7 protein-coding genes and 1 pseudogene are annotated in these 13,267 nt (G+C 51.7%); 3 read left to right on the forward strand and 5 right to left on the reverse strand.

Annotated elements, in window-relative coordinates; genetic code table 11:
- The coding region (locus K6T64_RS14955) for an EAL domain-containing protein (protein ID WP_288010871.1) at nt 1-825 on the forward strand (825 nt) is incomplete at its 5' end.
- 94 nt (nt 826-919) lie between these two features.
- On the forward strand, nt 920-2,638 hold the full coding sequence (locus tag K6T64_RS14960) for a methyl-accepting chemotaxis protein (protein ID WP_288010872.1): 1,719 nt from the start codon (nt 920-922) through the stop codon (nt 2,636-2,638).
- A 378-nt stretch (nt 2,639-3,016) separates the two neighbouring features.
- Here the strand turns inward: K6T64_RS14960 and K6T64_RS14965 are convergent, their stop codons facing one another.
- The 5 genes from K6T64_RS14965 to K6T64_RS14985 form a co-directional block, all read right to left on the reverse strand.
- Nucleotides 3,017-4,723, reverse strand: a complete 1,707-nt coding sequence (locus tag K6T64_RS14965; protein WP_288010873.1) for a methyl-accepting chemotaxis protein — start codon at nt 4,721-4,723, stop codon at nt 3,017-3,019.
- 947 nt (nt 4,724-5,670) lie between these two features.
- Complete coding sequence (locus tag K6T64_RS14970; protein ID WP_100668735.1) at nt 5,671-6,918, reverse strand: M20 family metallo-hydrolase; 1,248 nt, start codon at nt 6,916-6,918, stop codon at nt 5,671-5,673.
- A gap of 48 nt (nt 6,919-6,966) precedes the next feature.
- Nucleotides 6,967-8,745 (reverse strand): hydantoinase B/oxoprolinase family protein, encoded by a 1,779-nt coding sequence (locus K6T64_RS14975; protein ID WP_288010874.1) that lies wholly within the window; start codon nt 8,743-8,745, stop codon nt 6,967-6,969.
- Entirely contained in the window at nt 8,745-10,820 is a 2,076-nt protein-coding gene (locus tag K6T64_RS14980; RefSeq protein ID WP_288010875.1) for a hydantoinase/oxoprolinase family protein, read from the reverse strand. The genes K6T64_RS14975 and K6T64_RS14980 overlap by 1 nt, the downstream gene beginning before the upstream one ends.
- Nucleotides 10,821-10,922: 102 nt before the next feature.
- Complete coding sequence (locus K6T64_RS14985) at nt 10,923-12,275, reverse strand: NCS1 family transporter (protein ID WP_170086452.1); 1,353 nt, start codon at nt 12,273-12,275, stop codon at nt 10,923-10,925.
- A gap of 444 nt (nt 12,276-12,719) precedes the next feature.
- On the opposite strand from K6T64_RS14985, the pseudogene K6T64_RS14990 reads away from it, so the two are divergent.
- Nucleotides 12,720-13,267, forward strand: a pseudogene (locus K6T64_RS14990) (hypothetical protein); the annotation flags it as partial.

Consider the following 13,267-nt stretch of genomic DNA (forward strand, 5'->3'; position numbering starts at 1 on the left):
CCCCCCCCCCCCCCCCCCCCCCCCCCCCCCCCCCCCCCCCCCCCCCCCCCCCCCAACAATTATCCTCTAGATAAAAAAATTACCAACCCCTTTGGGTTTAGCGCGTTTTTTAACCAATACAAACTCCACTCAGAATTTCAACCCGTTGTTTACCTCTCGACGGGAGAGATCTACGGTGTTGAAGCTTTAACATGTCCATCTCTCAACGGCAAACCACTCGACCCGCAGCAGTGGTTTCGTTCAGCGTGGGAGCGGGGACTATCGGCGGACGCCGATTTGAAAGCTCTAGAAACCGCTCTTTCCACTCTCCACAATGCCCCCTCAAAGATCAAGATAAGCAACATTTTCGTGAATGTAATGGCGTCAAGTTTGAATGATTCGCGTTTTATAACCGAACTGTGCAATCAGCTACATAAACATGGGATAAAATCCGACGAACTTATTATTGAGATTGTAGAATATGTCGAGTTTAACCCGGGTGAAATAAAGGAAATGGTCAAGCAGTTGCGCTCCCTTGGAATACGTGTTGCAATTGACGACTGTAAAACCTTGGATAAGACGAGGAAGACTTTGGTTGAGCTCGAACCGGACTTTGTAAAGATGGATAAATCGATCATTGGCCATATTCATGATTCATATTTCAAGCAGACTACCCTTGTTCGTGTGGTTGAATTCGTAAAAGGGTACGGAAAGATCATTGCCGAAGGGGTTGAACGGGCAGAAGAACGCGAAGTCATCCATAAGTGTGGGGTAGAAATGGGGCAGGGGTATCTCTGGGCTCCTCCTCTCAGCATAGAAGAATTGGCACCGATGCTTCAAGTTTAGGCCTCGGTTTGATACCTGCCGCGCTGCGACGAGAGTTCCAGGTGTGGTTTGTTTCATAACACCATGCCCGATGCGATCACAGGAGGTATAAACGATGTTCTTATCCAGTTTCCGAACAAAACTTGCGATTATCCTTATTTTCTGCATGATCATTCCAACCACCACGTCGGGATTCATCGCATATATTGCCACCCAGAGGGCCCTCTCAAACGAAGGGATGAACGAACTTGAACAAGCCACCGTTGGGGCGGTCAACTTGGCGGCCTCCTTGCAAAAATTCGTGGATGCCGGGGTCATGACCAAAGAGCAGGCTCAGGAACAACTCCGAACATTGCTGTTGGGACCGAAACAACCGGATGGCAGCAGAGATTTGAGCCAAGCCCGCGTCCGGGTCGCGAAAACCGGGTATGTATCGGCCATTGACTCCCAGGGCAACGCGGTGATGCACCCGAAGGTGGAGGGGACCAACATCCGGGATGCCCAGGGAGGGCTGGGCAAACGGGTGGCCGAAATGAAGAACGGAGAACTCGAGTATCTGTGGCAGAATCCGGGGGAATCCCAGGCTTATCCGAAGATCGCGTATGTGCAATACTTTGCCCCTTGGGATTGGATTTTTATGACCACAGCCTACAAAGACGAGTTTCAGGCCGCCGCAAATAACATCAAGCGCGTGATCGGCCTCATCATCGGTGTCGATCTTGCCGCGGCGCTGTTGCTGGCATGGATCTTAAGCAGAAGTTGGATGACACTAATACAAGGGGCCAGCGATGCCGTGGGGCGGCTCGGTCGCGGTGATTTAACGGTACGGCTGAATTTTGAGAAGAGAAAAGACGAGTTTGGACAGTTGGCCAGACACTTCAATCAGGCTGTGAATGGCCTTACGGAATTGATCCAAGAAGTTCGCGGCAATGCGAATCTGGTTGCATCCGCTTCCCAACAGCTCACGGCGAGTGCTGAAGAAACCGGCAAATCCGCAGAACAAATCGCCTCGGCGGCCCAGACCGTGGCGGAAGAAGCGCAAAAACAGTTCATGGAGACCGAAAACCTCGTACGTGTCGCAGAACAAGTATCCGAGGACATTAGAAACGCCGAAGAAGCCGTTAATCAGGTATTCTCCCTGGCCACGGAAGCCGCCGCCTACGCCGAGGACGGCGGTGGAACGGTGGATGAAGCAGTTCGCAGCATAGCCCAGGTGGAGGGCAAAATGAATTATCTTACCGAGGCCATGGACCAACTCAACAACCGTTTGCAGGAAATTGTCCGCATCGTCGAAATCATTGAAGGGATTTCTAAACAGACTAACCTGCTGGCGCTCAATGCCGCCGTGGAAGCGGCCAGGGCCGGGGAGCAGGGCCGGGGATTCGCCGTAGTGGCTGAATCGGTCCGAAAATTGGCCGAGGAATCGGCAGCATCAGCGAAAGAAATCGGCCAGCTCACCGAGGCGATCCGTCAAGATACGAATGGCCTGACCGTTGCTGTCGAGGGGGCTGTCCTGGAGGTGAAGCATGGTGTCGAGACCGTGGAAGCGGCGGGGCGAACCTTTTCAGGGATCGCCGACAACGCTCGGCAAGCTGCTCGGCACATGGAGAAGGCTGGCGAACAGGTCAAGCAGGTTGTCGGTGCAGTCAGTCGCATTGTTCAGGAGATCGACGATATTCGTTCCTTTGCCCGGCAGACGGCCAGCGGAACCCAAACGGTGTCTGCAGCAACGGAAGAACAATTGGCTGTGGCCGAGCAAGTCTCGGCATCCGCCATCTCGTTGTCTGACACAGCTTCCGCCCTGCAAAACTTGACATTGCGGTTTGAAGTATAAAGCCGAATCCGAAAACATGTCTACGGGAGGCCCCTTTTGGGATCTCCCATTTTTACTCTAAACCGCAGTAAGGGAACCGGGAATTGAGGGCAATCCGGTCACCCGTTTCCAGCACCCGATCGCCTCGCACCACGAAAAGACAGAAGGTGATCGGCAACAGGCGGGTGTATGTACCCAACGAGGAATAAAAAAGCCCCCTTGGCAACCCAAGGAGGAGGAGTCAAAAAGAAACGACTGCCAAGCGAAGTATCCCTTCACTATAAACACCATTGTTAACTAACCGCCATTTGGCGTTTCATTTTTGTTATTTTCTTTTAAAATCTGAATATGTTTTATGGCCTGCACTGACAAGTGTTCATTTGTTCCGCTTCAACTTTCTCACAGCTTGAACTTTAAAACCGCTTGTTGCAGTTGCTGTCCAAGGCTGGCCAGGAATTCAGCGGAGGATGCCAACTGTTCAATGGAAGCCGATTGCTCCTCGGCGCCGGCAGCCACACTTTGGCTGGCTTCGGACACATGCTGTGCGATTTCACCGATAGTTGTAGTGGCATTGACCATCTCTTGACTCCCCTTGGCCAGTTCTTCTGTGGAACGGGAAACTTCCTGGATCTGACGGGAGACGCTGTTTACGTCCTCCTCGATTTGTTGGAAAGCCTTTGCACCTTCCACGATCACCCGCCAACCGTTTTCCACCAATTGGGTGTTGCTTTCTATAACTTCCACCGCCTTCGCAGTATCTTCCTGGACTTGACGGATGAGGTCCGCGATTTCCCGGGCCGCTTGCCCGGACTGCTCAGCGAGCTTGCGCACTTCATCAGCCACCACGGTGAAACCTCGGCCTTGCTCCCCAGCTCGTGCGGCCTCAATGGCAGCGTTCAAAGCCAAGAGATTCGTCTGGTTGGCGATGCTGCTGATAAGGTCCACGATCTGGCCGATGGCTTGGGACCGATTCCCCAACTCGTTAATAATCTCAGATATCTCCTTGCTTGAGGTATTGATTTTGTCCATTTCGGCCCCAGCCCGACTCATGGCCTGGTTGCCATCCTGGGCTCGCTGACTGGTAACTTGGGCTGCACTTGCCACCTGTTGGGTGATTGCGGCGATCTGCTGTATAGCTGCGGAAAATTCTTCGATCGAGGCCATGGTATCTTGCACCTTCTCGCTTTGCAAACCTGCTCCGGCAGCCAGTTCCTGCGCCGCCTGGCTGACTTCAGTGACGGCTTGGCTGCTTTGCTCGGTGCCGGCGCTCATCTCTTCCGAGGCAGACGCGACAGTTTCAGCGGCGTCGGTGATTTGCCGAAGCAGCGACTTCAGGTTACCGGCCATCTGGTTGAAAGAGCCTGTAAGTTGGCCAATTTCGTCCCGCGTGTTGACTGTAACGGTCTCCCCGCTCAGGTCACCCTCCGCCACTTTTTCCGCAGCTGCGGTAACCACGGCCAAGGGCTTGGTGATTATACGGGATACGAGCAGGTTCAGCCCCAGGCTGAGACCAACCCCAACCACGATCACGATGACGAAGGTTACTTGCACTCTGTGATACATGGCGTCGGCTTCTTTTTTTATGTCGTCCGCCATCTGGGCGTTGAGTTGCACCAGTTCCCCAATCACATTGTTGACTGCCGTACGCCTGGGAGTGACCTGCTGGTGAAGCACCTGCACGGCCAAGTCGGAACTCTGGGCGGCTACAAGCTGGTTGACGGCCTGCATGTAGTCACCATAGGCTTGGCGGAGGCGATTGATGATGTCGCGCTCCTGCGGCCGCACAATGGTGGGCAGGTATGCCTCGATAGCCTTTGCAAAATCTGCATCGTACTTCTGGATGTCCTGACGCACTGAGCTTTGGCCAGCGGCGTCCGCCAGGACGTAATCAGCACAGGCCACCGCTATGCGTCTGACAGCCCGTTCCGCGTCCCCGGCTTTTTGGATGCCTAAGACATTATCGCTGTAAATCATTTGCACTTGTGCGTCGATCTGCGCCAGGCTAATAACCCCCATGATACCCATTGCGAGCAGGGCTACCAGACTGGCAAGAGCTGACAGAAACAGTTTTGTCGAAACCCTAAAATGATTAAATAATCTGAACAATATCCGATCCTCCTTCTTTGACCTCATCCAAGATTGTTTCCGGGTTTGTTCCCAAGTAATTATGTTTAGTGGTCAAAGGAGGAGACCTGGGCATCAAGATGAAAACGCGTTGATTTCTATTAAATGGTATTTTTGGTTGATTTAACCCCCCCCCCATTTACATTTATTTACAATCTTTTGCCCCCGTGCATTGGCAAGACTGGTAAAAAACCTCAGGGAAGAAGGAAGGGGTGTTTCAGTGTATACATGGCATAGCACGCCTAAAACTGTTATAGACAGCTCATAAAGCCCGTGCCTCCATAGCCAATGGAATAATTGATTCCGAAGGTTATTCTTTCGGGGAGCTCTCAATGGGAGACCTCCTTTGCTAGCTTTCTCCTTCTTTTCTTCGGCACCAAAACTGCGATTTCCTGTACACGACTCTTGCACCGGCCGGCCTTGTCGATTGCAGCAGAATCAGACCCGATGCGTCAAGCACAAAGCCGTAACCGTCAATAGCCCAACGAAGACCGCTTTGGCCCGGCAAGCAAGTGCCGTAATGCCTTCGTCCACACACCAATCCCCCGCGCCTTATTGGCGGAGGGGGGGAAAAAGGTCGGACACCTTTTATCCAACTCCGTCACTACATACCAGGAAACACTCACGGTGTGAAGATCGGTGATAAAATCCCCAATAGAATCAGTTGAAAATTCCCCGATTCCATCACAAACTCCGTGGAGGAGAGAGGAATCATGATTCAGAATTGCTGAAGAACTGGGGGGCATCGCAAAACGATTCGGAAATGGCTTGAAAAGGGAAGGGCGGAAAAGTACATAAGGACAGAACAACGACCGGCCAAGTTAGACCCGATCGCAACCAAGAAGCCCCTGTAATCCGGTTTTTGCGAAAGACCAAAGGGAAGGGCCTTCTTTTGGTTGCCCTTCCCTTTACGCCACGGGAAGACAAAGTCAGGATTCAATGTATGATAGAACGGTTTCCAACAAAAGCCGGGTGCCCGTTGCCATGTCCTCCGGGCTCGCCCATTCTGCGGGGTGGTGGCTGATCCCGTTCCGACATCGAACAAAGATCATCCCGACATCGCATATGTCCGCCATCGCCATGGCATCGTGTCCTGCCCCGCTCACCATTTTTACGGGATCCAGATGCAATTTCCGGGCGGATTCCTCAATAACCCCGACGACTTCCGTCGAACACTGAACAGATTGGATATTGAGCCCTTCTTCAATTCTGTATTCCAACGACCGGTCTCGGCAAATGCGGTCAAGAGCGGATTTGACCCGCAATATCGTGTCGTCTCTTTGCCTTTGTTCAATGTCGCGAATGTCCACTGTGAATTCAACCATGCCCGGGATCACATTGGAACTTCCTGGTTGTGCGTGAATCTTACCCACTGTCCCGACCGTGGTCGTCACTTGCCCGCTCTTGCACGCCCGTTCAACGGCAAGAATGACCTCCGCCGCTCCCATCATCGGATCCCGGCGTAGGTTCATCGGTACCGTACCGGCATGTCCGGCCTCACCAATGAGCGAGATCGTCAACCAGGCAACTCCGGCAATTCCCGTAACGATTCCGACGGGCTGATGAATCGATTCGAGGAATGGACCTTGTTCGATATGCATTTCCAAATAGACTTCAATGTCGCCCCGGTGACGGATGGAATCCGCCATTCTTCTCGGATCGACCCCGGCATTGCAGAGTGCTTCATAACGGCTGATCCCGTCTCCATCGACTCTGTTCAAATCGCCGTCAGTGACCCTGCCGACCATTCCTCGGCTTCCGAACAGGCCGCTCTCAAATCGAGCCCCCTCCTCGTCACAAAAGGCAACAACCTCAATCGGAAGTTTGTGACTGATATTCGCATCATGGAGAACTTGAACAACTTCTATTCCGCCGATCACTCCCAGAGTGCCGTCAAAACGGCCGCCGTTCGGAACCGAATCAATATGCGAGCCGATCACAATAGCGGGGGCTTTCGGTTCTTCACCTTCTTTGCGCCCGATCAAATTGCCGAAATGGTCGCGCCGAACCTCCATTCCCGCTTGCCTCATCCAGGAAGACACCAGATCTTGAGCCCGCAGGTCCTCCTGAGACAATGCCAGTCGGGTGACGCCTCCACTCCCGGTCCGACCAATTTGTCCTAGTTCGAATAAACGCGACTGTATCCGTGGTGCGCTGATCGACAGATTGCTGGGCATTTAGGTACTCCTTTCAACTTGCGACAACTGTTGAACACGACCACCTATTTATTGTGCCGCACCTCTTAATTGGTTTGTTGCGTCTTCGTCAATTTCGCCAGATTCGCTAATAACGACACCATATGCTCGAAGGGCTGTATCTTTGGAAACATATCCATCCAATACGTCGGACAACACTTGTTGCGGCGAGCGCTTTTTCGGATCGCCGTATCCCCCTCCGCACGGACCGGTCATCGTTAACTTATCGCCGGCCTTCGCACGTCGATTTGGAATCTTGGAAGGGAGATTTTCTTCACGCCCCTCCGCAGTGGTCAGCAACAATTGCCCGACACGTCCGTCTATACCGCCCATAAACCCCCATGGTGCATATTTGTGCCCGTCACCTTCCACAGAAAAACTACCATCGGCAAGGAACTGAACTTCCCGGACGGACCCGATACCTCCTCGCCATTGTCCAGGTGCGCTGACGTCGTCCTGCAGTTCATACCGTGTAATCCGAAGCGGGTAGTGCGACTCGATATCTTCGATGGGATTGTTGCGGGTGTTGGCATATAAGGTGTCGACCGCATCCATCCCATCCATGCCAAACCGCCCTCCATAACTCCCTTCCATGATATCCATATAGACCCAATAGTTTCCGTTCGTTAATCCGCTGTACGCGATCACTTTCAGGTTGCCCACCCCGGCACTGATCTGCCGAGGAACAACTTGTCCCAACGCTTTCATAAGCGTATCAGCCACAATATTACCCGAGCAAAACCTTGCAATTGTCGGAGCCGGGAATGTCGGATTGCACAACGTACCTTCCGGAGCCACGATTTTTATGGCCCGGGTCAAACCGGAGTTTTGCGGGATGTTTCCATATATCGTTGAATCCAGCAAGATTGAACGAAGAGTTAAATAGACCGCCACATCAACCGTGCCTTCAAACGGCATATTCACCGGCCTGTCGTCAACCTGACGAGAGGTACCGGTAAAGTCTACAGTAATCTCGCTTCCCTCAATGGTCACCGTGACCGCGATCTTCAGATCTCTGCGTTCTGGGTCAGGACTGTCAAGATAACCATCAAGAAAACCTTCGGCATAGTAAACACCGTCGGGCAGGTTGCGGATGGCATTGCGCAACATCGTATCGGAATAATTCATCAAGTCTTCACTTGCCGCGAGAACTTTTTCAAGGCCAAATTTAGCAATAAGCTCCAAATACCGGTCCGCCCCAATCCGGGCGGCCGCAATTTGCGCTTCCATGTCCCCGACAACCATATGCGAGGCACGAATGTTGTCTCTTAACATGTGCCATACTTGCTCATTTTTCTTACCCTGTTCATACACTTTAATGGCCTTAAACTGAAGCCCTTCGGCATACGCGTCCACCGCATCGACAATTCCACAGCTGCCGGGTGTTAAGGCACCGATATCCAAATGATGGGCGGTGGTGACGGAAAATCCGATCAACTCATCTTTATAGAAAATAGGGATGCAAAAGCCGACATCCGGGCCGTGCGAAGCTCCATGGTACGGCGAATTATGCATGATCACGTCACCGGGACAGAACGTATCGCCTCGTTCTTCCAAAATTCTGCGGATGCCGCGAACATACCCGGGAATCGGGCCCGATTGCAGCGGAGTACTGTGGCTTGACTCACAGAGCTGTTGACCGTCGGCATCAAGGAGGGCACATCCGAAATCTTCGGATTCACGTATAATACTTGAATAAGACATCCGGGCCAATTTGTGCCCCATCTCCACGGCGATATTCTCCAATGCTCCGCGAATAACCTGCGCCGTTATCGGATCAATCGCAGCGGATTTTGTTTGTACTCCCATTAGAATCCCCCCACCTGAATGATCATGTTCCCGGAATCATCCACAAATGCCGCACAGTCCGGCGGAATGACGGTGGTTGTATCCTTCTGTAATACAATTGCCGGCCCCGGGAACTTCGTGTTAACAGGTATTTTCTCTCGATTATAAAATGCGGTTTCGTAGGTCCTGAGCTCGCCGCCCACGCGGAAAACTGTGCGATTGGTCTTCACAAGAGCGTCGCTCAATGAACCGCCCTCCCCGGCCGCGGGCTTTTGAACCTTCGGCATAAATCCAATACCCGTAAGACGAATGTTCACAATCTCAATAGGACTATCTGCAAAAAAATGACCGTATTCGCTTTCGTGAACGCGATGGAACTGTTGCAAAGCCGCCGTCAAGGCCTCCTCGGTGATATGTCCGTCCGGCAGTGGAATCCGCAACTCATAACCCTGACCAATGTAACGACAGTCGGCCGACCTTTGAATCTTCATGTTCTCTTCAGCAATTCCATCATCCCGGAGCTGTTGTTGAACTTGATTTTCCAATAAATGGATATCCCGGTTCAATCGTTCACAGTCAAGTTGTGTACTCAACATAAATTCCGTTTTGATCACATCGTACTTTAAGTCGGTCGTCAATAAACCGATGGCCGAAGTGATCCCCGGATGAAGGGGTACGACGACTTCGGGGATGTTCAGGATTTTCGCCACCTCCACCGCATGAAGAGGGCCTGCGCCGCCGAAGGCCACGAGAGAGAATTCACGCGGATCATAGCCTCTCTGCACGGTTTTGGCACGGATCGCGTTCGCCATGTTATTGTTGAGAATTGTAATTATACCTTCAGCCGTTTCAATCAGGGACAAGTTCAGTTGCGCCGCAAGTTCCCCAACCACCTTGTGAGCCGCGTTGGGAAAAATGCGCATTTCTCCGCCCAGAAAGTTATCTTCATCCAATCGACCCAGGACGACGTTCGCGTCTGTGACTGTTGGTTTTATTCCCCCATGCCCATAACACGCCGGGCCCGGGTTCGAACCGGCACTGCGCGGCCCAACCTTAAACGCGCCGCCCTCGTCGACATATGCAATACTTCCACCTCCGGCGCCTATGGTGTGTATGTCGATCATGGGAACCATCACCGGATACCCCGCAATCCAAGTATCTCGAGCCGTGGATTCCGAATACCCTTGTTCAGTAATGATTCCGATATCCGCACTGGTTCCGCCGACGTCAAAAGTGATGAGTTTTTTGCGGCCGGACAAGTTGCCGAACCAAGAACCGCCGAGGACCCCGGCCGCGGGACCGGACAGCAGCGTATTGACGGGCTTTTCGGAAACGGACTCCGGTGTGGAAACCCCGCCGTTCGAGCACATAATGCGTAGTTCACCGGAGATTCCCGCCTGCTTTAACCGTTCCTTGAGATTACTCACATACCGCTTCACCTTTGGACCCACAAAACCGTTTATGGCCGCTGTCGTAAAACGTTCAAACTCCCGGAACTGAGGAGATACATCCGAGGAAGTTGTGACAAATGCTTCCGGATATTCTTCCCGGATAATCTCTCGGGCTCGCTGTTCATGTTCGGGATTCAGGTAGGAGAACAGAAACGCAACAACGATTGAGTCAACCCCGGCGTCTTTCAATTCCCGTGCGGCCGCGCGCACCTCCTCTTCGTTGAGCGGCACCAAAACCTCACCGTGCGGTGGCACAAGACGCTCGGTTACAACTTTGCGGTACCGGCGCCGCACCAATGGGCGATTTTGCCATGGAATTTCTTGCATAATCGAATAGTTTTGCGGGCGCTGATGGCGGCCGATATGAATGATGTCCCGATATCCTTTTGTGGTGATCATCCCTGTCCTTGCACCGTCGTGCTCAAGGATTGCGTTGGTGGCAATCGTGGTGCCGTGAAACACATGGTCAATCTCCGATTTATTGATACCGTTTCTTTCGCATATCTCCTCAATGCCTTGAACAACGGCGACAGAAGGATCCTCCAGGCTGGTGGGAAGCTTGTGAATGACGGTTTTGCCCGTGGTGGTATCGCAGACGACGATGTCAGTAAAGGTACCTCCTACGTCCACTCCCACAAGTTTCATAGCTGTACTCCTTTCGTCAGGGCTTCGACGAGTGCATCATGCAAACATTGTGCCATACTGCCTCTTGGCGAGCTCGGGCCCGGCCTTTCTCCGGCCATGTGTTCATTCAAAAACGGCGGCTTTTTCGTCGACTCGATGAGCGGCCAATTCGCGTTTATAGTAAGGTATAATGCGATACCCAATTGAGTAGATCACCATACTTACGGGAAGTCCAACGATCCATGAAATGGGCAGGAATATCACTCCGCATATTCCGCCCACAATAAGGGAAGCAAACCCTAAAATATGGAACTTAACAGGACTGTTGTACAAGCGGTCGAGGTCAAAATGACGTTTCCGAACCAAGTAAAAATCTGCGATAAGAATCCCGAGAAGAGGGCCAAGAAATGCAGAATAGAAGGTGATGAACGTATTGAATGCCGAACTTGTCAATAACAGCCATGGGAATGTGATGATACCGAGAATCCCCACAACGATTACTGATAAGCCCCACTTGATATTGAATATTTCCATCAAGACAAGGGCGGGAGGCGCAATGTTTAAAGATAAGTTACTCGTAAATTGGGCGGCGACGATGAAGATCATTAACGCGACCGCGACAGCCGTATTCGGGACGAGTGTTACCAACGCCCGAATCGGATCCCAAATGCCGGTTGCGGCAGCCGAGAGAATGCCGATCCCGACCATAATGATAAACATCGGTACAATCCCGACGAAATGACCGACCCAATTTTGCACAGGTTCCTTGCGAAGATAGCGAGCCAGATCTCCATTATTAATCGCCCCGGTTATAAGAATCCCCACCGAGGCTGTGATCGCGGTCCAAAAGGGCATTCCCCAACTGCCCGACGCTTCCCAACTTGAGATCAAATGGACCTTTCCGGTCGAAAAAATCTGAATAACGATGTAAACCAAGAATGCCAGTATGACAAAAGACAAGGCTGAGTCAAACCATTTGATCGATTTTATTCCATAATAGGCAATCGCGGTTTGTAGAATCTGGAAAATGATAAAATACAGCCACACGTTGCCCCATCCCAAAACTGTGGTACTGACGTAATTCATAGCATCTGCACCAATCCACGATCCGATTCCATACCAAAACACGGCGGGCAACACCCGTACGAGGACGGCAATTCGCGCCCCATAGTACCCGAATGCCGAACGACACTGCACGACGAAAGGAATGCCGTATTTTATTCCCGGATGAGAATTGATGACAAACATGAACCCAATGATGATGGAAGACACCAGGGTAACCGTCAATGCCTGCAGAATGTTCAGTTTTCCACTTGGCGGCATGAACGACTGCCCGATAATAAAGAGCTGAATGACCACCATCGATGAAATCCAAAACGGGATATAGCTTTTAAGACTGAAAATTCTCCCTCCCTCATCCACGGGGGCCAGGGAGTCTCTTTTTGAATGCTGGGTCAGTTCTGTGGATTCGGCCATTCAAGGTCACCCTTTCAAATTGATTTAAGCCCGATATTGTTCGTCACCGTGTGCGCCAAAATGCCGTCCAGTACCCGTTTTTCTTGGCCTCCTCACCTCCAACATCAACACGCCTTCTGCAATTGCCGTGCCAAGTGCACGGGTATTCCGACGAATTGCCTCCAACACATATGCTGTGCAATTACTCACGAAAGTCGCTGGTAGGAGACTTCAAACTGTGGTCGGGTTGGAGAGAAATCTCGCGTCGCGGAGACGATCGGCCCGACTCCGGTAAGCCGGACCGACATGCTCGCATCTGTGGCGTGTGATAGCGGAGGTATACCAAATTTTTGTCAACGCATCTGGAATCAACTTTAGTTGCAATACTGCAAAGGTATGTCGTAAGATAATTCTACCCCATGCCGGTTTTAAGGGCAATTGATGCAGCGAAAGACCAGAACGAGGATGTATTTGCAGATCTGCAATGAACTTGGAGTATTACAACGAGGGGAGCGCGCCACCGTGCAATTCGCAGATTTGTTATCCAGATTGCCGATTGGTCTTGTGGTTGTTGACTTACACGGCAATGTGCATTACGTCAATGACAAGAGTATACAGCTCTTCGCCGGCCTTGCGAGTCAAAAATCCAACAAGAAACCTATACAGGAGATCATGACATCCACGATTATTAAGTCGATCAAGACCGAAAAACCGAATGTGTGTATGACCACGACCGATGACGGACATTCTGTTTATTTGTTGGAAATTCCATTTGAAGCCGATCATTTAACGAAACTCGGTCTTATCATCATGCTGGATGCAGAACAAGTCGAATACCTTATTTCCCATTCCAAGACATATCTGGATCTATCGCAAGACTTGGATACCATCATGAATCTTGTTGGGGACCTGGTCACAATCACCGACGGAAACGGAATCGTACTCCGGGTCAATGCGGCGTGCGAAAAAGTCATGGGCGTAAAAGAATCCGACTTTGTGGGTAGGCCGGCGAC

Source organism: Kyrpidia sp. (assembly GCF_023512215.1).
Taxonomy (GTDB): Bacteria; Bacillota; Bacilli; order Kyrpidiales; family Kyrpidiaceae; genus Kyrpidia; species Kyrpidia spormannii.